The organism is Candidatus Pelagibacter sp. PS_37 (genome assembly GCF_059417825.1).
Map to the genome: position 1 here is coordinate 206436 of NZ_CM182067.1, position 21508 is coordinate 227943.

At 30.3% G+C, this 21508-nt stretch carries 20 protein-coding genes; 11 read left to right on the plus strand and 9 right to left on the minus strand.

The features are described 5' to 3' along the window. On the minus strand, nt 1-1083 hold the full coding sequence (gene aroC, locus AC5SL9_RS01115) for a chorismate synthase (protein ID WP_006997292.1): 1083 nt from the start codon (nt 1081-1083) through the stop codon (nt 1-3). A 33-nt stretch (nt 1084-1116) separates the two neighbouring features. Between aroC and pdxH the strand changes: the two genes are divergently transcribed. Continuing rightward, the gene (gene pdxH, locus AC5SL9_RS01120; protein WP_494574176.1) at nt 1117-1743 is read left to right on the plus strand and encodes a pyridoxamine 5'-phosphate oxidase; all 627 of its coding nucleotides are present in this window, start codon (nt 1117-1119) and stop codon (nt 1741-1743) included. Here pdxH and AC5SL9_RS01125 read toward each other — a convergent pair. Next, a complete protein-coding gene (locus AC5SL9_RS01125) occupies nt 1740-2753 on the minus strand; it encodes a polyprenyl synthetase family protein (protein ID WP_006997290.1) in 1014 nt (337 codons plus the stop codon). The genes pdxH and AC5SL9_RS01125 overlap by 4 nt on opposite strands. A gap of 112 nt (nt 2754-2865) precedes the next feature. Between AC5SL9_RS01125 and AC5SL9_RS01130 the strand changes: the two genes are divergently transcribed. The 4 genes from AC5SL9_RS01130 to ppdK are packed head-to-tail and all read left to right on the plus strand — an operon-like array spanning nt 2866 to nt 9275. Beyond that, on the plus strand, nt 2866-3672 hold the full coding sequence (locus tag AC5SL9_RS01130; RefSeq protein ID WP_494574177.1) for a S49 family peptidase: 807 nt from the start codon (nt 2866-2868) through the stop codon (nt 3670-3672). After that, nucleotides 3662-4546, plus strand: a complete 885-nt coding sequence (locus AC5SL9_RS01135; RefSeq protein ID WP_006997288.1) for a glycine--tRNA ligase subunit alpha — start codon at nt 3662-3664, stop codon at nt 4544-4546. Before AC5SL9_RS01130 ends, AC5SL9_RS01135 begins: the two co-directional genes overlap by 11 nt. Further along, a complete protein-coding gene (gene glyS / locus AC5SL9_RS01140) occupies nt 4546-6615 on the plus strand; it encodes a glycine--tRNA ligase subunit beta (protein ID WP_494574178.1) in 2070 nt (689 codons plus the stop codon). The genes AC5SL9_RS01135 and glyS overlap by 1 nt, the downstream gene beginning before the upstream one ends. Next, nucleotides 6612-9275, plus strand: a complete 2664-nt coding sequence (gene ppdK, locus AC5SL9_RS01145; RefSeq protein ID WP_494574179.1) for a pyruvate, phosphate dikinase — start codon at nt 6612-6614, stop codon at nt 9273-9275. The genes glyS and ppdK overlap by 4 nt, the downstream gene beginning before the upstream one ends. Here ppdK and nadC read toward each other — a convergent pair. Genes nadC through ygfZ form a run of 3 tightly spaced genes read right to left on the minus strand, consistent with a single transcriptional unit; the run spans nt 9272 to nt 12039 of the window. Continuing rightward, entirely contained in the window at nt 9272-10105 is an 834-nt protein-coding gene (gene nadC, locus AC5SL9_RS01150; protein WP_494574180.1) for a carboxylating nicotinate-nucleotide diphosphorylase, read from the minus strand. The two genes, ppdK and nadC, sit on opposite strands and share 4 nt — an antisense overlap. A gap of 5 nt (nt 10106-10110) precedes the next feature. Next, nucleotides 10111-11100, minus strand: coding sequence for a quinolinate synthase NadA (nadA, locus tag AC5SL9_RS01155; RefSeq protein WP_006997284.1), 990 nt, complete (start codon nt 11098-11100; stop codon nt 10111-10113). A 51-nt stretch (nt 11101-11151) separates the two neighbouring features. Beyond that, nucleotides 11152-12039 (minus strand): CAF17-like 4Fe-4S cluster assembly/insertion protein YgfZ, encoded by an 888-nt coding sequence (gene ygfZ, locus AC5SL9_RS01160; protein WP_494574181.1) that lies wholly within the window; start codon nt 12037-12039, stop codon nt 11152-11154. Nucleotides 12040-12082: 43 nt separating this feature from the next. On the opposite strand from ygfZ, the gene AC5SL9_RS01165 reads away from it, so the two are divergent. Then, the gene (locus AC5SL9_RS01165) at nt 12083-13387 is read left to right on the plus strand and encodes a dihydroorotase (RefSeq protein WP_006997282.1); all 1305 of its coding nucleotides are present in this window, start codon (nt 12083-12085) and stop codon (nt 13385-13387) included. On the opposite strand, the gene AC5SL9_RS01170 is transcribed toward AC5SL9_RS01165, so the two are convergent. After that, nucleotides 13384-13716, minus strand: a complete 333-nt coding sequence (locus AC5SL9_RS01170; RefSeq protein ID WP_006997281.1) for a DMT family transporter — start codon at nt 13714-13716, stop codon at nt 13384-13386. The two genes, AC5SL9_RS01165 and AC5SL9_RS01170, sit on opposite strands and share 4 nt — an antisense overlap. Next, a complete protein-coding gene (locus tag AC5SL9_RS01175; RefSeq protein ID WP_494574182.1) occupies nt 13716-15611 on the minus strand; it encodes a propionyl-CoA synthetase in 1896 nt (631 codons plus the stop codon). The genes AC5SL9_RS01170 and AC5SL9_RS01175 overlap by 1 nt, the downstream gene beginning before the upstream one ends. 216 nt (nt 15612-15827) lie before the next feature. Here AC5SL9_RS01175 and AC5SL9_RS01180 point away from each other — a divergent pair, with 216 nt between their 5' ends. The 4 genes from AC5SL9_RS01180 to AC5SL9_RS01195 all read left to right on the plus strand — a co-directional run bounded on the left by AC5SL9_RS01180 (nt 15828) and on the right by AC5SL9_RS01195 (nt 18639). Beyond that, the gene (locus AC5SL9_RS01180; protein ID WP_011281819.1) at nt 15828-16595 is read left to right on the plus strand and encodes a bacteriorhodopsin-like; all 768 of its coding nucleotides are present in this window, start codon (nt 15828-15830) and stop codon (nt 16593-16595) included. Between the two features lie 83 nt (nt 16596-16678). Further along, on the plus strand, nt 16679-16999 hold the full coding sequence (locus AC5SL9_RS01185; protein WP_011281820.1) for a 2Fe-2S iron-sulfur cluster-binding protein: 321 nt from the start codon (nt 16679-16681) through the stop codon (nt 16997-16999). Continuing rightward, the gene (locus AC5SL9_RS01190; protein WP_006997277.1) at nt 17000-18016 is read left to right on the plus strand and encodes an NAD(P)/FAD-dependent oxidoreductase; all 1017 of its coding nucleotides are present in this window, start codon (nt 17000-17002) and stop codon (nt 18014-18016) included. After that, entirely contained in the window at nt 18013-18639 is a 627-nt protein-coding gene (locus AC5SL9_RS01195; protein ID WP_006997276.1) for a glutathione S-transferase family protein, read from the plus strand. The genes AC5SL9_RS01190 and AC5SL9_RS01195 overlap by 4 nt, the downstream gene beginning before the upstream one ends. Nucleotides 18640-18643: 4 nt before the next feature. On the opposite strand, the gene AC5SL9_RS01200 is transcribed toward AC5SL9_RS01195, so the two are convergent. After that, nucleotides 18644-19975, minus strand: a complete 1332-nt coding sequence (locus tag AC5SL9_RS01200; RefSeq protein WP_494574183.1) for a pectin acetylesterase-family hydrolase — start codon at nt 19973-19975, stop codon at nt 18644-18646. Between the two features lie 134 nt (nt 19976-20109). Between AC5SL9_RS01200 and AC5SL9_RS01205 the strand changes: the two genes are divergently transcribed. Next, the gene (locus AC5SL9_RS01205; RefSeq protein WP_494574184.1) at nt 20110-20895 is read left to right on the plus strand and encodes an MOSC domain-containing protein; all 786 of its coding nucleotides are present in this window, start codon (nt 20110-20112) and stop codon (nt 20893-20895) included. 34 nt (nt 20896-20929) lie between these two features. On the opposite strand, the gene AC5SL9_RS01210 is transcribed toward AC5SL9_RS01205, so the two are convergent. Next, nucleotides 20930-21472 carry a TraR/DksA C4-type zinc finger protein gene (locus AC5SL9_RS01210; RefSeq protein ID WP_018413907.1) on the minus strand — a complete coding sequence of 181 codons (543 nt, stop codon included), beginning with the start codon at nt 21470-21472 and terminating at the stop codon, nt 20930-20932. Between the last annotated feature and the right edge of the window lie 36 nt (nt 21473-21508).

Sequence of the window (21508 nt, forward strand, 5' to 3'; positions counted from 1 at the left end):
TTAGCTACACTGAGCTTTGTTCATTAAGTAATGGTCTAACAAAACACAATTCATCATTGCTTCCCCTACAGGAACTGCACGAATACCAACACAAGGATCATGCCGACCTTTAACTGAAATAGTAGTATTTTTTCCAAACTTATTTATAGTTTTTCTAGTTGTTAAAATTGATGATGTTGGCTTAACAGCAAATGAAACAACAATTTCTTGTCCTGTTGAAATACCACCAAGAATTCCACCTGCATTATTAGAATCAAATTTTAATTTTTTACCTTTTTGTGAAATTTCATCTGAGTTTTGTTCTCCACTTAATTGTGCAGAATTCATTCCAGATCCAATATTAACACCTTTAACAGCATTAATACTCATCATTGCAGAGGCAATATCCATATCTAATTTAGAATAAATTGGAGCACCTAAACCAACAGGAATTCCTCTGGCTCTTACTTCAATAACTGCTCCACAAGATGATCCAGACTTTCTTATATCTAACAAATATTTTTCCCAAAGTTTCAGCATATTCTTATCAGGACAAAAAAAGGGATTTTTGTTAATTGTTAGGTCGTTCCATTTTCTAGTATCACATCCCAATATTCCTAATTGAGTAACAGCCCCTACAACTTTAAATTTTTTACCTAATTTATTCTCTAAAACTTTTTTAGCAATTGCACCCGCAGCAACTCTTGCAGCTGTTTCTCTTGCAGAGGATCTTCCACCGCCACGGTAATCTCTTATTCCATATTTCTTAAAGTACGTAAAATCAGCGTGTCCAGGTCTGAATTTATCTTTGATATCTCCATAATCTTTTGACCTCATATCTTGATTGTAAATAATTAAAGAAATAGGTGTTCCAGTCGTTTTGCCCTCAAATACACCTGATAAAATTTGTACTTTATCATCTTCTTTTCTCTGTGTTGTAAATTTTGATTGTCCTGGTTTTCTTTTATCTAGCTCAACTTGAATATCTTGCTCTTTTAAGTTTATATTTGGTGGACAACCATCAACGACACAACCTAATGCTGGGCCATGAGATTCTCCCCATGTTGTGAAACGAAATTGCTTTCCAAAAGTATTAAATGACATTATCTATAGTATATAGATTATTTTGTTAAAATTATGAATCAAAAAAACTCATTAGGCCTTAATAAATGCTTTTTAGATAAAATTGATCCAATAGATTTATTTGAAGTTTGGATGAATGAAGCAAAAAAAACAGAGTTAAATGATCCAAATGCACTAGCTTTAGCCACATCAGATCAAAATAATTTTCCATCAATTAGAATGGTCTTATTAAAAGATTTTAACAAAGATGGATTTGTTTTTTATACCAATCTAAATAGTCAGAAGGGAAATGTATTAAAAAATAACCCAAAAGCATCCATGTGTTTTCATTGGAAAAGCCTTCTAAGACAAGTAAGAATTAATGGAATGGTGCAAAAAGTTTCTAATAAAGTGGCAGATGAATATTATAGCAGTAGAGGTTATGAGAGTAGAATTGGTGCATGGGCCTCAAAACAAAGCACTGTAATAAATAATAGAGATGAACTTTTAAACTCAATAGAAGAATATAAAAAAAAATATAGTAATAAAAATGATGTACCAAGACCAGAGCATTGGTCAGGTTGGAATTTGATACCCACAAGTATAGAATTTTGGTTAGATGGAGAGAGCAGAATTCATGAAAGACTTAAATATACTAAAGATACCGAGGGAAACTGGGTTAAATCTTTATTAAGCCCCTAAAAGGTTCTTTGCAGACTAAATGATGTAAGACTCTCTAAAATCTTTTTTTCATCACTATCCTTAAATACAGTTAAAGAATTTGATGCAAGGTTAATAAAATGTTCAGCTTTTTTGTAGCATTCATTTATTATGTTGTATTTCTTAATAAGCTCTAAGGTTAAATTTAAATCTTCATTTGATCTTGTTTCTTGTTTAAAAATATTTTTTAACTTATCTTTTTCTATTGATGATACATTCTGAAATAATAAAATAACAGGTAAAGTAATTTTACCCTCAAGAAAATCTTTACCAATTTTTTTACCAAAAAATTTTAGATCAGAATTGTAATCTAATGTGTCATCAGCAATTTGAAATGTTAAGCCTAAGTTTTTTCCATAAAACTCTAGTGCCTCTTTTTCTTTTGTTTCTTTATTAGATAAAATTGCACCAACCTTAGTTGCTGCAGAAAAAAGTTCAGCTGTTTTTGCTGTAATAATCTTAAAATATGTTTCCTCCAACATGTCTACTTCACCTTTGTGTTGTAGTTGTAATACCTCTCCTTGAGCGATCTTTGACGAAGTTGAGGATAAAAGTTTTAAAACTTCTATATTACCATCATCGACCATCATTTCAAAACATCTACTTAAAAGATAGTCACCAATTAATACAGAAGAGTGATTTCCCCAAATTGAATTTAATGTTTTTTTACCTCTTCTAATATTTCCAAGATCAATGACATCATCATGCATTAAAGTGGCCCCATGTATCATTTCTACACATGCTGCTAAATTAATATCTCGACCTCCTTTAGTGTAGCCACATAACTTAGCTGACCCAAGTGTTAGTAGGGCTCTTAATCTTTTTCCACCAGTGTCGATATGATATTCAGTCATTTTTTGAACGAGGTCTACATCACTCAAGAGTTTTGATTTAATCTTTTCTTCAACTAAAACTAATTTTTCATCAACAGAATCTTTTAGCTGATAATATGAATTATTTATTTGGTTTCTAAGTTGAACTACAGTTCCCATAAAAAATAAGTTAGTATAATTAAGTTATATTTATTACTTATCAATTGACGCACCTTAATCTTCAACTATAAGTAGGCTTTATATTAAATCAAAAATTCTATAAGGATTAACAATGTTCTCTTTTTTTAAAAAGAAAAAAATAATAGCTCATATCAAGCTAAATGGTGTAATTGGCAATGCTGGAAAGTTTAAACAGGGCATAGATTTTGCAGGACAACAAGAGATTATAGAAAAGGCTTTTTCACTAAAAAAAGCAAAAGCAGTGGCAATTACTATAAATTCACCGGGTGGATCGCCAGTCCAATCACATTTAATCTACAAATTTATTAGAGCTCAAGCTAAGAAAAACAAAATAAAAGTAATAGTGTTCGCGGAAGATGTTGCAGCTTCTGGTGGATACTTAATAGCTTGTGCAGGAGATGAGATATATGCAAATTCAAGTTCAATTATTGGATCAATAGGGGTTATTTATTCATCATTTGGATTTACAGAACTAATTAAAAAAATTGGTGTAGAAAGAAGAGTTCATACAGCTGGAAAAAATAAAAGCTCATTAGATCCCTTTCAAGAAGAGAAGTCAGAAGATATTGAGAGACTTAAGAATATCCAACTAGATCTGCATAAAGATTTTATTAAAGTTGTAGAAGAAAGCAGAGGATCTAAACTTAAAAAGGATGGGATTGAATTGTTCTCAGGAGAGTTTTGGGCGGGTAGTAAATCAAAAGAGCTAGGCCTAATTGATGGACTTGGTAATGCTAATGAAATTTTAAAAGAAAAATTTGGTGAAGATGTGATTATCAAAAAATTTGAAAAATCTAAGGGTTGGTTAAGTAAGAAATTATCTTCATCTAGCAATCAAATAGATCAACTAGCAAATATTTTAGAGGAAAGATCTATCTGGCAAAGATATGGCTTCTAAGGAAAAAATTATAAAACCTAAATTTCAATCGTTTCAAGATACTATTTTGAATCTTCAAAAATATTGGAGCAAACAGGGATGTATTCTTCTACAGCCATATGACATAGAAGTTGGTGCAGGAACCTTTCATCCTGCTACAACCTTAAGATCATTAGGACCTAAGCCATGGAAAGCAGCTTATGTTCAGCCATCAAGAAGACCCACTGATGGAAGATATGGAGAAAACCCAAATAGATTACAGCATTATTATCAATTCCAAGTTTTAATAAAACCTTCACCAGATAATATCAAAAAACTTTATTTAAATAGTTTGGCTGTAATCGGTATTAATCATAAAGAACATGATATTAGATTTGTTGAAGATGATTGGGAAAGTCCAACTTTAGGTGCGGCAGGTTTAGGATGGGAAGTTTGGTGTGATGGAATGGAAATTACTCAATTTACATACTTTCAACAAATGGCTGGATTTGAATGTAAACCTGTTTCAGTTGAAATAACATATGGTCTTGAAAGAATTTGCATGTTTACTCAACAAATGAAAAATGTTTATGATCTAATATGGAATGATGAAGGTGTAAAATATGGGGATGTGTTTCTTCAAGCTGAAAAAGAGTTTTCAGCATATAATTTTGAACATGCCAATACAGAAAATCTATTCAAAATGTTTGATATGTTTGAGCTTGAAGCAAAAGCATTGGTAGATAAAAAAATTTCATTACCTGCATATGATCAATGTCTAAAAGCAAGCCATGCATTTAATATTTTAGATGCAAGAGGAGTTATAAGTGTTGCTCAAAGAGCGGGTTATATAGGGCGTATTAGAGACATTACAAAAGCAGTTGCCGAAAGTTGGTTAAGCAGTCAAACAGATTAATGTCAGATTTTTTTATAGAGTTGTTTAGTGAGGAAATACCAGCTGGTTTACAGAGTAACTCACGTAATGTTTTATTAGAAAATTTTCAAAATTTATTTGAGGAAAAAAAAATTCTGTTCAAAAAAAGTTCTTCATTTTCAACACCAAATCGTCTTATAATTTTATTTGAAGGCCTATCTAAAGAAATAATACAAAACGCTGAAGAAATAAAAGGACCAAATGTTAAAGCTCCAGAAAAAGCTATTGAGGGGTTTTTAAGGTCAAATCAAATAGAAAAAAAAGATCTTCTTAAAAAAACATTGGAAAAAGGAGAATTTTATTTTTTCAAGAAAGCATCAAGTAAAATTAATACCATAGATTTACTTCAAGAATATACACCTATAATCCTTGATAAATTACAATGGAAAAAATCTATGACATGGGGAAACTATAACCTTAGTTGGGCGAGACCATTAAAATCTATCCTAGCAGTTTTTGATGATAAAAGTTTAAATTTTAAATTTCATCATTTAATAGCCTCTAACTCAACATTTATTGACAAAGAGTTTGAAGATAAAAAAAAAATATTTAAAAATTTTAAAAGTTATAAAGATTTCTTTAGTCAGTCTGGCATAATTATAGATCACGTATTGAGAAAAGAATTTATTGTTAAAGAAATTGAAAAAATATCTAGAAAAAACAATTTCATTGTCGAGCCTAATAATAAACTTTTAGATGAAGTTACAGATATTGTTGAGCAACCAAATATTTTAGTGTGCAAGTTTGATCAGAAATTTTTGAATATTCCAAAAGAAATTTTGATTATTACAATGCAATACCATCAAAAATATTTTCCAACATTTGATAAAAAAGGAAAAATTACCAATGAATTTTTAGTTGTGGCAAATAACAATGATGAAAAAGGTTATATTAAGATGGGTAATGAAAGGGTTGTAGAAGCAAGATTAAGCGATGCTCAATTTTTTTGGGAAAAAAATAAATCTCAAAATTTAGTTAAACAAGTTTCAAAATTAAAAAATATGAATTATTTTAAAGGTCTTGGGTCTTATTTTGACAAAATTCAAAGAATGAGAAAACTTGGAGGAATGATTTCTGATGAATTATTAATTAGCAAAGATCAAGTTGAACTATCAGCATCGATTTGCAAAGTTGATTTAGTTTCTGATATTGTTGGTGAATTTCCTGAGCTTCAGGGAATTATGGGTGGACATTTTGCTGAAGTGCAAGGTTTTGATAAAGAGATAGCGCTAGCAATAAGTGAGCATTATCAACCAGTAGGTCTTGATAGCAAAACTCCAAAGAAACCATTTAGCATTGCTTTAGCTTTAACTGACAAAATTGATACCTTAGTAGGTTTTTTTGGAATTAACCAAAAACCAACTAGCTCAAAAGATCCTTACGCGCTTAGAAGGTCTGCACTTGGTGTAATAAAGCTATTAATTGATAATAATAAAGAGTTTAAGATTAAAGATCTTATTAGTTATTCCACTTCACTGCATAAAGACCAAGGGTTTATTTTTTCAAACGACTCATCTCAAAAAGAATTATCCGATTTTTTAATGGACAGATTAAAATACTACATGAAAGAGAAAAAGATTAGATCAGAGATAATAGAAGCCAGTATAAAAGCACATGGATTAGATCATATGAACAAAATATATAAAAAAGCTTCAACACTTAATGGGCTAATTAGCAAAGTCATAGGAGAGGAAATTATCACAAGCTATAAGAGAGCTTACAGTATACTTGAAAGTGAGTTAAAAAATACAGATCTTGAACTATCAAATACAACTGACCCTGGTATTTTTAAAAATGACTATGAAAAAAACCTATTTAAAAAAATTAATGAAATAAGAAAATATTTTACAAATATTGGCAAAGATGAAAACTACAGAGAAACACTTGAAATTCTTGCTGGCGCTAAAAAAGCAACTTCAGAGTTTTTTGACAATGTTAAGGTCAATGATGATGATAAAAATATTAAAAAAAACAGATTGGAACTTTTACAAATGTTATGTAGAACATTTGATAATTACATAAATTTTTCAAATATAGATATCAAACAGTGAATAAGCTAATTTTAAACTTTAAATCAAAAGACTCAAAAAAAATTAAAAATCCTAAAAATTTTTTAGGTGGAAAAGGGGCAAACCTTTCTGAAATGGGCAGAATGGGACTGCCAGTTCCTCCTGGATTTACAATTTCAACAAAAGTTTGTGAATTATTTTATAAAGATAAAAAAAAATTAAATTCAAAAATTGTTAATATTATAAAAAAGGAATTAAAAATTATCGAAAAAGAAGTAGGGAAAAAATTTGGTGATTTAAAAAATCCTTTATTATTATCTGTTAGATCTGGTGCAAGAGTTTCAATGCCTGGCATGATGGACACAATTTTAAATTTAGGATTAAATGATAAGACCGTTCTTGCACTATCAAAAAAAACTTCTAATAGCAGATTTGCAAAAGATAGTTATCGAAGATTTATTCAGATGTATGGCAATGTTGTTATGGGTGTTGAGGGCTATCACTTTGAAGAATTAATTGAAAATTACAAATTAACTAAAGGTGTTCTTTTAGATACAGATCTTGATGCAGATGATTGGGAGGGATTAATTAATGATTTTAAAAAAGTTATTAAAAATCAAACCAAAAAAGAATTTCCCCAGAACGTATATGATCAATTATTAGGAGCTATTAGTTCGGTATTTCTATCTTGGGAAAGTAACAGGGCAAAAGTTTATAGAAAACTAAACCAAATTCCTGCTGAATGGGGAACTGCAGTTAATGTTCAATCAATGGTATTTGGCAATATGGGTAATGATTGTGCAACTGGTGTTGTCTTTACAAGAAATCCATCAGATGGGGTTAATGAAGTGTATGGTGAATACTTAATTAATGCTCAAGGAGAAGATGTGGTGGCAGGTACAAGAACCCCTCAGTATATAACCAAAAAAGCAAGAAAAGATGCAAAAGCAAAAGAAGCTTCGATGGAAGAAGCTATGCCAAAAGTATTTAAACAATTAGATAAGATTTTAAAAATTTTAGAAAAACACTACAAAGATATGCAAGACGTAGAATTTACAGTTGAAAATAATAAATTGTGGATGCTACAAACAAGATCAGGAAAAAGAACTTCAAAGTCAGCTGTTAGAATTGCAGTTGATATGGTTAAAGAAAAGTTGATTTCTAAAAAAGAAGCAGTAATGAGAATAGATCCGGCTTCTTTAGATACATTGTTACACCCTACATTAGATGAAAAAAGCACACTAAACGTTATAGCAAACGGTTTGCCAGCATCTCCAGGCGCTGCAAGTGGTAAGGTTGTTTTTACATCAGAGGAAGCAGAAAGATTAAATAATGTTATGCAAGATACTATTTTAGTACGTGTAGAAACGTCACCTGAAGATATTCATGGAATGCATGCTGCAAAAGGAATTTTAACAGCAAGGGGTGGGATGACTAGTCATGCTGCAGTGGTTGCAAGAGGAATGGGAAGACCATGTGTTTCTGGCTCTAGTGAGATTGATATTAACTATGAAGCGAAAACCTTTAAAACTTCTTCTGTTGAAATTAAAGAGGGAGATATTATTACAATTGATGGTTCAACAGGAAGAATTATCCTAGGAGAAGTGCCAACGGTTAAACCAGAAATTTCAGGAGACTTTTCTAAATTAATGAGCTGGGCAGATAATTTTAGAAAACTAAAAGTGAGAACGAATTCAGAAACACCATTAGATACAAAAACTGCAAGAGACTTTGGAGCAGAAGGCATAGGACTTTGTAGAACCGAACATATGTTTTTTGATGAAGAGAGAATTTTATCTGTTAGAGAAATGATTTTATCAAAAACAGTAGAAGATAGAAACAGGGCGCTAGCAAAACTTTTACCACATCAAAAAAAAGATTTTGTACAAATATTCAAAATTATGAATGGTCTTCCTGTCACAGTGAGACTGTTAGATCCACCATTACACGAGTTTCTTCCAAAAACAGAAAAAGAAATTAATGATGTAGCAAAAGTTGTGGGGTTACCATTAAAAGAAATTGAGTCTCGAATTAACGAGTTACATGAACAAAACCCGATGCTTGGTCATAGAGGGTGTCGATTAGGAATTTCTTTTCCAGAAATTTATGAAATGCAATGTAGAGCAATCTTTGAGGCTTTATCTGAACTTAAGATAAAAAAAATTAAGTCGGCATTTCCAGAAATTATGATCCCTTTAGTATCAACTGAAGCTGAGATTAGAATAATGAAAGATTTAGTAGTCAGAGTTGCAAAAGAAGTTCAAAAGGATAAAAAAATTAAAATAGATTATTTAGTTGGTACAATGATTGAATTACCAAGAGCAGCAATTAAAGCTGATGATATAGCTAAACATGCTGAGTTCTTTAGTTTTGGAACTAATGACTTAACTCAAACAACATTCGGTTTAAGTAGAGACGATAGCGGTAAATTTTTAAATGATTATCTTGAGAATAAGATTTTTTCTATAGATCCATTTATCTCTATAGATGACGGAGTCGGTGATTTAATAGAAATTGCAGTTGAAAAAGGAAGAAAAACTAATAAAAAAATTAAACTTGGAATTTGTGGAGAACACGGTGGAGACCCTAAAAGTATTCACTTTTGTGCTAATGCAGGTTTGGATTATGTTTCTTGCTCACCATATAGAGTGCCAGTAGCAAGATTAGCTGCTGCGCAAGCTGAACTTTCTAAAAAAAATTAGATTTCAAATTTAAAATCTATAGCTGGTACACTATGAGTGATACTTCCAATTGAAACTCTATCGACACCCGTTGCTGCAATTTTTTTAATAGATTTCAAATTAACGTTCCCAGAAGCTTCTGTTTCATAATGTTTTTTAGCTATTCTAACACCTGCCTTGAGTGTTTTATTTTTCATATTATCAAACAAAACAGTATTAAATTTTAAACCCATTATTTTTTTGAGCTGATTTAAATTATCAACTTCTACTGTAATTTTTCTTCCTTTTTTATTTTTGATTGCAAGAGATACTAAAGTTTTAATATCAGAGCTGGCAATATGATTGTCTTTAATAAGAAATTCATCACTTAAATTAAACCTATGGTTTGTACCACCACCTAACGAAACGGCATATTTTTGTATTACTCTTAAGGTTGGAATTGTTTTTCTAGTACAGCAAATTTTAGTTTTTTTATTAGCTAATTTAACAAATTGATTAGTCTTAGTAGCAATTCCAGAGATATGACTTAAAAAATTTAAAGCAACCCTCTCACCAATTAAAATATTTTCAGCCCTACCCTCAATTGTTGCCACTACGTCGTTCTTTTTGACTATTGAACCTTCTTTTTTTTTAATAATAAATTTAATTTTATTATCAATTAATTTGAAGGTTTGTTTAGCAAACTCTAAGCCAGCAATTACAGCTTGTTGATTTGAAATTAATTTGATTTTTATAACTTTACTATTCTTAACTAAACTTGAAGTAATATCTCCATTTGGATAAAGATCCTCATTTAATGCAAGCTTAACTTTATTCTTGATATAATATTTGCTTAATTTAATTTTAGGCACATTTATTATCTGCCAATAGCAGTCATTCTTTCAACGGGTATTCTTGCTTTGTTGATAGTTTCATTATCCATAATTATCTCACCAGTTTCATTTTCTAAACAGGCCAAAATTTTTGGTAGAGTAATTCTTTTCATATGAGGACATAGGTTGCATGGTTTAATAAATTCAACATTAGGATTTTCTACCTGAATATTATCACTCATAGAACATTCCGTAACCATCATTACCTTTTTAGGTTGGTTGTCCTCTACATATTTGATCATTCCTGAAGTTGAACCAGCAAAGTCACTTGCTTTAATTACATCGGGTGGACATTCAGGATGTGCAATAATCTTTATTCCTGGATTATTTTTTCTTATATCGTGGATTTCTTTTTCGTTAAATTGGTCATGAACAATGCAAATTCCTTTCCAAGCAATAATTTCAACATCTGTCTGAGAAGCTACATATTTAGCTAAATAATCATCAGGTAGAAATATAACTTTTTTAACACCAAGAGAATTAACAATCTTAACGGCATTAGCTGATGTACAGCAAATGTCAGTTTCAGCTTTAACATCTGCCGAAGTATTTACATAGGAAACAACAGGTACCCCTGGATATTTTTCTTTTAATAATCTTACATCCTTACCTGTAATAGAGGATGACAAGGAGCATCCTGCAAGCATATCGGGTAACAAAACTTTTTTTTGTGGACTCATTAATTTTGCTGTCTCTGCCATAAAGTGTACACCAGCCATTACAATAATATCTGCTGAAGTTTTTGAAGCTTCTACTGCTAGAGCCAAAGAGTCAGCTGCAAAATCTGCTACACCGTGATAAATTTCTGGTGTTTGATAATTATGCGCAAGAATAACTGCATTTTTTTCTTTTTTTAATTGATTAATTCTATGAATATAGGGAGCATGAACTGACCATTCAATCTCAGGTAAAACCTTAGAGATTTTTTGATAAATTGGATCGGTTGCTTTTTTTACTTCTTCAGTAAACTCCATATTAAAACCTATCAATTTGATACAATCTTGTCATGCATTTATTCTGACGCACTAATTAATCCAACTAGGAATTTTGATTTTTAACTTAGCGTTTTTGCTTTTAAACTCATTTTCTTGATTAAAATTATCATCCAAATATTTAATTAAAGCAAAAGGATATTCATTACTTATTAAAACTTTTCCTATCTCAAAATCACCATTATAGATTAAATCATCTTGATTTATTTCTCCTTCAATTAAATAAATAGGTAATAATCTTTTTGAAAGTTTATTTTTTAATTTAATTCTTGCGGTATTCTCTTGCCCAACATAACAGCCTTTTTTAAAGTCTATTCCATTCAATTCTTCAAAGTTACATTCAATTCCAAATAGCTTATTCTGTAATTTATTCATGTTTTTTTGAGGAATTCCTAATTGATGACTCAATTTATAATATTCAGTAATTGGAGAATCTTTTAGCTCTAATTTTTTTAAAGACAGATAAAGCTTTTCTAAATTGATGATAAGCCTTGCACCTAAATCTTTATTTCTTGGGTCTAACAAGATGGAATCTTCTCTATATTTAATTGTATTCCCAGCAATATCTTTTGATCCTTCAAATTCTAAAAATTTTTCTTTATTAAACGCAGCTACAACAAATTCGTTACTAAGATTCATAATTTCAACTTTTGATCTAAGTTTATAGACACTAAGTTGTTTGAAAAGTGCTTCTGTTTGAGATTTTTCACAGTCAATGAAGTAGCCAGACTTGTGTTTTATGATAATAAAAGCAAAAAGAAATTTTCCTTGAGGAGTTAATAGTGATGCAAAACAACTACTGTCTTCACTTACTTTATTAATATCATTACTAATCATATTCTGTAAAAATTCTTTAGCATCTGCACCGTTTATATACAGAATTCCTCTATCTTCTAAAATGTATACATTTTGATTATTCATAATTGATTGATGTCTTAATATAATATAATTACTTTTTTCATAAATGTTAGATCTAATAATTAAAAACGGTTCTTGCTACATAGATAAAGATCTTAAAGATCAAGATATAGCAATCAAAGATGGTAAAATCATAGAAATTGGTAAAATTGATAGTGAAGCAAAAGAAGTTTTTGATGCCAAGGGATTAACTGTTTTACCAGGATGTATTGATACTCAAACTCATTTTAGGGAACCCGGATCAACTGACACAGAAGATCTTCATTCTGGAAGTAAGGCAGCAATTGTTGGAGGAATAACGAGTGTTTTTGAAATGCCAAATACTAATCCACCAACTTCTAATAAAATTGAATTTCAAAAGAAATTAGATCTTGCAAAAAATAGAATGTATTGCAACTATGCTTTTTATTTTGGTGCAACACCAGACAACGCTGATGAGTTAGCAGACTTAAAAAACTTAGAAGGATGTTGTGGAATTAAGCTTTTTGCTGGTTCTTCGACAGGAAATCTATTGGTTCAATTTGAAGAAGATATTGAGAAAGTATTTAAAAGTAGCTCTAAAGTTGTTTCAGTTCACTCTGAAGATGAAGAAATTTTAAATAGGAATAAAAAATTAATTAAAGATGGAGATGTTCACTCACATCCAATTTGGAGAAGTGAAGAATGTGCAATTTCATCGACTAGAAGAATTGTAAGAATAGCTGAGCGATATAAAAAAAAAGCACACATCCTTCATGTAACAACCAAACAAGAAATTGATTTTTTATCGCAGCACAAAGGTAACATCACATTTGAGATAACACCTCAACATCTAACAATCTATGCCCCAGATTGTTATGATAAACTTGGAACATATGCTCAAATGAACCCACCAATAAGAGATAAGTCTCACTATGACAGGTTATGGTATGGAGTAAAAAATAATCTTAATGACACAATTGGGTCTGATCATGCTCCACATTTAAAAGAAAACAAAGAAAAAAAATATCCCAATTCACCATCTGGAATGCCAGGTGTTCAGACACTTTTACCAGTTATGTTAAACCATGTTAATGATGGAAAATTAAGTTTAGAACAATTAATGAATTCTATATGTGAAAATCCAGTAAAAATTTTTGGCATTCAAGACAAAGGTTTTATTAAAGAAGGATTTGATGCAGATTTCACAATCGTTGATATGAATAAAAAAATTACAATTAAAAATGAAAATATTGAAAGTAAATGTGCTTGGTCACCTTTTGATGGGTATGAATTTAAAGGAACTCCTGTGTCAACAATTATTGCTGGCCAAATCAAAATGAGAGATGGTAAGATTTTGGGTGAACCTGACGGTAAGCCTTTAAAATTTTAAATAGTTTTTATAGTAAAGCTATTTACCAGAACAACACCAGTAACAATAAAGAATAACCCTAAAACAGCCTGCCATGATAGTGATTGTTTGAAGAAAATATATCCTAATATTGCAATTGTAAATATACCAAGACCACTCCATGTTGCATAAACGATGGCGATAGGAAGTTTATCAACCACAAATGTTAAAAGGTAAAATGAAGATAGATACAAAATTGCAAGTGTTGTAGTTGGAATTATTTTGGTAAAATTTTGTGACACGGGTAATAACATTGTTCCACCTACCTCACAAAAAATTGCAATAGTTAAAAATAAATATGTCTTTATCATTATTTAAGAATATTTTTTTTCATTAAGTCTTCTTTTATCTCAGTTAAAATTGCAGGATCATCAATAGTTGCTGGCATTTTATAATCTTCCCCATCAGCAATTTTTCTTATTGTTCCTCTTAATATTTTTCCAGATCTTGTTTTTGGTAATCTTTTAATAACAATTACAATCTTAAATGCAGCAACAGGACCAATTTTATCTCTAACCATCTGAATGCACTCTTTTGAAATTGTTGCGTGATCTTTTTCAACACCAGATTTAAGAACGACCAGACCAATTGGCAATTGTCCTTTTAATTTATCCGCAACGCCTAATACTGCACACTCAGCAACTGATTGGTGTTCTGATAAAACTTCTTCAATTGCTCCAGTTGATAATCTGTGACCTGCAACATTAATAATATCATCTGTTCTAGACATAATCCAAATGTAACCATCTTCATCTATATGACCTGCATCATAAGTTTCATAGTAACCGTCATAGTTGGTCATGTAATTATCTTTGTATCTTTGATCTGCATTCCATAGTGTTGGAAAAGTTCCAGGAGGCAAAGGTAATTTTATAACTATATCTCCCATCTCATTAGGTTTTGCTAAAGTTTGATCTGGCTTCATAATTTGAACGTCATAACCAGGAACTGCCTTACAAGCTGAGCCATACTTTGTTTTCATCATTTCAATTCCTGTACAATTAGAACTAATTGCCCAACTTGTTTCTGTTTGCCACCAATGATCAATTACAGGAACTTTTAATAAATTTTCTGCCCACTTAATAGTATCAGGGTCAGCCCTTTCACCAGCTAAAAATAATGACTCAAATTTACTTAAATCATACTTGGAAAAAAACTTTCCCTCAGGGTCTTCTTTTTTAATAGCCCTAAAAGCAGTTGGTGCAGTAAAAAGTGATTTTACTTTATAATCAGAAATTATTTTCCAAAAAGCACCGGCATCAGGAGTGCCAACAGGTTTTCCTTCAAATAGTACTGTGGTGCAACCTTTAAACAAAGGAGCATAGACTATATAAGAATGACCAACTATCCAGCCAATATCACTTGCTGACCACCAGACATCATCAGTATCAATATTGTAAATATTTTTCATAGTCCATTTTAGAGCAACTATATGACCACCAATATCTCTAACTATTCCTTTTGGCACACCCGTAGTTCCTGAGGTATATAAAATATAAGCTAAATCATTTGAATTCATTTCAACACAATCTACTTCTTTTGCATTTGAAAGCGCTTCATCCCAACTGATTTCTTTTGGAGCATTTATATTTGCTTCATTTCCAGATCTTTGAAATAGGATTAATTTTTCTATCTTATGAGATGCCATTTTTATGGCCTCCTCCACTAGAGGTTTGTACTCAACAGTTCTTCCAGGTTCAAAACCACACGAAGCCGTAACTAATATTTTTGCTTTACTATCATCGATTCTGCTTGCTAATTCACTGGATGCAAAACCACCAAACACCACAGAGTGAATTGCTCCAATTCTTCCACAAGCCAACATTGCAATAACTGCCTCTGGGATCATGGGCATATAGATTATAACTCTATCTCCCTTATTAACCCCTTGATTTTTTAAAGCTCCTGCAAATTTTGAAACTTTTTCTTTTAATTCTTTATAGGTAAATTGCTTTTTGTTGCCAGTTATGGGACTGTCATAGATTAAAGCTAATTTTTCACCTCTACCTTCATCAATATGAAGGTCTAAAGCATTATAACAGGTGTTAGTAACTCCATCCTCAAACCATTTATAAAAAGGAGGATTAGATTTGTTTAGAATTTTTGTTGGTTTTTTAAACCAAAAAATATCGTTAGACACTTCTTGCCAAAAATCTTCAGGGTTTTTTATAGAGTTTTGATAAATTTCACTGAATTTTTTATTCATCTCTAATGATTCTTTATTTTGATATTTTAAGACTTATTAAATTAAAAATTGTATTAAAATTCAAAAAGTAAGTAAAATCAACACAAATTAGAGGCAATTAAACCTTCTAAAAACTTAATTATTTTGATAGTTAATCCTCAACATGACTTAAGCATTTGTTTAAGTCTAGTTTATATAAACTAAAAAGTTAAAAACTAACGAAAGAGGGAGTTTTTTATGAAAAAACTAAAATTGTTTGCTCTTACAGCTGTAGCCCTAATGGGTGTTTCAGGTGTAGCAAACGCAGAAACTACACTGTTAGCTTCTGATGACTTTGTTGGAATTTCATTCTGGCTTGTGTCAATGGCGTTATTAGCGTCAACGGCATTCTTTTTTATTGAAAGAGCATCGGTTCCAGCTGGCTGGAGAGTTTCAATCACTGTTGCAGGACTAGTTACTGGTATTGCATTTATTCACTACATGTACATGAGAGATGTGTGGGTTATGACTGGTGAGTCACCAACAGTATACAGATATATTGACTGGTTAATTACAGTTCCATTATTGATGTTAGAATTCTATTTTGTTCTTGCAGCAGTAAATAAAGCAAACTCTGGAATTTTCTGGAGATTGATGATTGGTACTTTAGTAATGTTAATCGGTGGATACTTAGGAGAAGCAGGATACATCAACACTACACTTGGTTTTGTAATCGGTATGGCTGGATGGTTCTACATTCTTTATGAAGTATTCTCAGGCGAAGCAGGAAAAAATGCAGCGAAAAGTGGAAACAAGGCTCTTGTTACTGCATTTGGTGCAATGAGAATGATCGTTACAGTTGGTTGGGCTATCTACCCATTAGGTTATGTATTTGGTTACATGACTGGTGGAATGGACGCAAGCTCACTAAACGTGATTTACAACGCAGCTGACTTTTTGAACAAGATCGCTTTTGGTCTAATCATTTGGGCAGCAGCAATGTCTCAACCTGGTAGAGCTAAGTAGTTTTACTCGTTAAATAATTAGAAGAAGGGCAGGTATGTTTTTACATACTTGCCCTTTTTTTTTATCTCATTATATTTAGATATATGCCAAAGATTACATACTTAGAAGATAATGGAAAGTCTCATACCATAGAAGTCTCCAATGGATTGAGTGTAATGGAGGGCGCTGTTCAAAACGACATTCCTGGAATTGATGCTGATTGTGGTGGTGGAATGGCTTGTGCTACTTGTCATGTTTATGTCAAAGAAGAATGGTTTGACAAACTTCCAAAAAAAGAAGATGGGGAAGAAGATATGTTAGATATGGCGTTTGAACCAAAACAAAACAGTAGATTGAGTTGTCAAATATTAGTTTCAGATGAATTAGATGGACTAACAGTTAGCATTCCATCAAAACAAGGTTAAATGATTAAAACAGATGCATTAATAATTGGCGCAGGTCCAACAGGATTATTTTGTGCTCATCAACTAGGTTTAATTGGATTGAATTGTGAGATAGTTGATAATTTAGATAAAATTGGAGGCCAATGTATTGAACTTTATCCAGACAAACCGATTTATGATATTCCAGCAGTTCCAGAATGTACTGGAGAGGAATTAACTAATAATTTAATCAAACAAATAAAGCCTTTTAATATTAAATTTCATCTTAATGAAAGAGTAGAAGAAGTTAATAAAGTTAATAATAAGTGGATTGTAAAAACAAATAAAAATAAAGAGTTTGAAACACCAAATATAATTATTGCTGGTGGAGTGGGATCATTTGAGCCAAGAAAATTTTCGCCAAAAGAATGTGAAAAATATGAAAATAGATCTTTATTTTACTCAATTAAAGATAAAACAATTTTTCAGGATAAAACAATTTCAATATTTGGAGGAGGAGATTCAGCATTAGATTGGGCAATTGAATTATCAAAAAGCTCATATGTAAACTTAATACACAGAAGAGATGAATTTACAGGAGCTCAATTGAGTATAGATAAAATTAAAGAATTAGAAAAATCTGGAAAACTAAAAATTTATACTAAATACCAATTAAACTCAGTTAAGGGAGAGCAAAATATTAAATCAATAGAAATAAAACATGACGATGAAAGTTTAAAAGAGTTAGAAACAAATTATGTTTTGGGCTTTTTTGGACTGATTATGAAGCTTGGTCCTATTGTAGACTGGGGTTTAAACTTAGATAAAAAAACAATTCCTGTTAACACAGAAAATTTTGAAACAAATCTAAACGGTATATTTGCAATTGGAGATATTTGTACCTATCCTGGAAAACTAAAATTAATACTTTCAGGATTTCATGAAGGAGCTTTAGCTGCTAGAGGATGTTTTAAATATGCTAGACCTGATGAAAAATTAAGATTTGAATTTACTACCACATCAAAGGCAGCCCAAGAAAGACTTGGCGTTAAAAAGTGATAGAATTATTTACAGCAGATACTCCAAACGGAAAAAAAATTACAATAATGTTAGAGGAAATAGGTTGTGATTTTAAAATTACTAAAATTGATCTGTCAAAAGATGAACAATTTAAAACAGATTTTAAAAAGATAAGCCCGTTTGGAAAAATACCAGTAATTATAGATCACGAAAATGGACAGTCATTATTCGAGTCTGGAGCAATACTTATATATTTAGCAGAAAAATATAATAAATTTTATGAAGTAAAAGATCGAAATGTTATAAATCAATGGTTGATGGCACAGATGGGAATTATTGGACCAATGATCGGGCAACATCATCAATTTCATCATTATAATCCTGGTAAAAGTGAATTTGGAGAAGAAAGATATTTTAAAATTACAAAAAGAATTTATGGCGAATTGGATGAAAGATTATCTTCATCAAAATACTTAGCAGGAAATGAATATACGATTGCAGATATTGCAACTTGGCCATGGATTGCAAGACATGAATGGCATGATATTGGTCTTAAAAATTATAACAACTTAACTAGATGGTATTTAGATATTGCAAAAAGAGAAGCTGTTATAAAAGGGTATGATCTTTATAAGATCGGTAGTCAAATTCCAAAAATATAAAATTTTATTTTTTTATCTCGATATAAACCTTAAAAAAAGTTTCTTTTGTAGAAGTGCCCCATATTTTTTTATTAATTTTTCCATTAAAATGATAATATTCAGATCGATCTTTACCATCCAAAATATCAAGCTTAATTGATCCATCTAATACCCCATCTTTATTTATTGATATCATGGCTGTTTTTAAAAATTCTTTTGGACCAGTTTTAAGCTTACTTTCTTTTACTAAAAAAAATAATTCTCCATCTTTTACTTCAAGTTTACCATTTCCAATTTTGGTTTTATTTTCTTCTGATGATCTATATAATTTAAATTTATACTTTCCATCATATAGATTTGATTTTTTTTTAGTTTTTATTTCATTTTTAGAGAAGTGTTCAATTACTTTAGTATTACTTTTTTTATCCATCCAATTAGTGACTGCTTCTTGGAGACTAATATTAAAATAATTTTTTTTATAAGTTTTATCATCCCAAGCTAAGACATGCCCCCAATCTTCAAAACCTGATACTTTTCTTTCCTCAGCTTCAATACTGAATCCAGCGTTATAGAAATCTATATCTTTTTTAATAGCTATTTTAATTGCTTCTTTATCTTTTACACCTTTTGCGTATTTGTCACCTATATTCCAAATTAAAAATACATCATTGATATTATTTTTTTCAAAATTTTCTCGAGAAGGGAAACAAGATACCCAGCTATCATTGCACAACTTCATAGAACTTCTGTATAAAAAACTTCTGTCATGTTTTTTTTCAAAATCTTGATAAAATTTTTTAGTTTCATTATCGAACCAAAAACTATCAACAATTATTCGTACATTTTTAAATTCACTTATTTTTTTTGCATTAAATCCAATTCCAATTGCTCCTGCCGAATAACCTGCAAAAATAATCTCATCAGCTTTTTTTAATTTTGAATAAATCTGGTCAATTACACTCTCAAAAATGACACGACCTTTGAATGGAACTTCTTTATTATTAATCAAATTGATATGATTTCCTTGAAAAAGATCACTTGAGCAATATGGAATAAAAACCATATTGTAATCTCTTTTTTCAAGATCTTTTTCTATTCCTTGATTGAAAATATGGGCTTTTTGTTCTGGCTCTTTCATGTTTTGAGATCGATTAATATATTCATCATTATTTCTAGCCACTCCACCACCAGGTAAAATAATAACCCATTTATTTGAGTTACCTTTTTTAATTGTAAAAGTAGCTCGTTCCCCGTTATTACAAACTGCGTTATGATTGTTAATAAAATTCAACTCGCTTGCTTGTAGGAAATTTAATTTAAAGATTAATACCATTAATATAAAAATTATTTTTTTCATAAGATTAATAATCTCCTTCTTATTTCTTTTACTTTTTCCTTTGAAAAAATATTAATTGGAGACACAAATCCTTCATCTTCATATTGTTTAAGTTGATTTGGTGAAAGATAAGCCATATTATTTTTAAACTTTATATGAACGCAACAATTTCTTCAATAAATTACTGTCCAGTTAAATCTGTTTCATTTCAGATGATTGAAAGTTGTAAAATCAAAAAAAATATTGGAATTATTGGAGACAGAGTATTTGCATTTGCTAAAAATCTTGATTTGGAACAGGCAAAATTATTTGAAAAAAATCCAGATGAAAGAAAAGGTAAATGGAATAAAATTTTAACTCTTAAAAATTCACCTGCCTTGAATAAATATAATTTTTTATTTAAAGATCAAAAGTTAACATTGACACTTAAGGATCAAGAAATTTTAACTATAGACATCAATCAATTAAGTGAGAGAGAAGCACTTTCAAAAAAAATCATAGAATTAGAAAACTTCCTAGAACAACCAATAGTTTTGATGCAAAATAATCAATTTCCTTTTTTTGATTCATCAATTTCAAATAAAGTAGATTTTGTTAATTCAATTTCACTTTTAAATGTTCAAAGCATCAATGATTTTGAGAAAAAAACTAATAAAAAGATTGAAGCCTCAATATTTAGGGGAAATATTTGTATTGATGGAATTAAGCCTTGGAAAGAACGTGAATGGATTGGTAAAATAATTAAAATTAATAACGTTTCTTTTAAAGTTGAAAAAAATATACCAAGATGTGTAGCAATTAATTTAAAGCCACAAACTGATGATAGTTATTTTAATTTTCTTCAATCGTTAAAAAAAATTTATAATCACTTTGATATGGGGATATATTTAACAGCTTTAAATGATGGTAAGATAGAAGTTGGCAATAAACTAGAGTATTAATGAAAAAGAGGTCTTAAGTATTAATTTTGAAGTTTTAGTCGTCAGCGTATACTTTTTCATCTTTTTCATGCTTTTCTTGAGCAGCAATACAAAGATGGGCAACTGGTCTTGCCATCAATCTTTTTAATCCAATTGGTTCAGCAGTTTCTGCACAAAATCCAAAAGTTTTATCTTTTATTCTTATTAAAGCTTGGTCAATTTTAGAAATTAATTTGATTTGTCTATTAATTGCTTTCATTTCTACAGTTTTATCTGTGTAAGAACTTGCTTGATCAACAATATCTGCTGAAACACTATTGTCGTCCATTGACCCATTGTAAAGAGCTTCATTATTTGCTTTTACCAATTCTTTTTTCCATTCAGTAAGTTTTATCTTAAAAAAAGATAAATGTTTATCGCACATATATTTTTCTGTTTCTTTTGGGATATATGTTTTTGAAATTTTAATTGGTGCCTTTACTTTGATTTCAGGTGTACTATTTTTTTTTATTACTTTAGTAGCTTTTTTGACTACAGCAGCAATTTTTTTTGTTTTAACTATTGTCTTTTTAGTAGATGATTTTGAGATTTTAGGCATATGTATAAATTTAGTGGCCGGAGTATATTCAGCAAT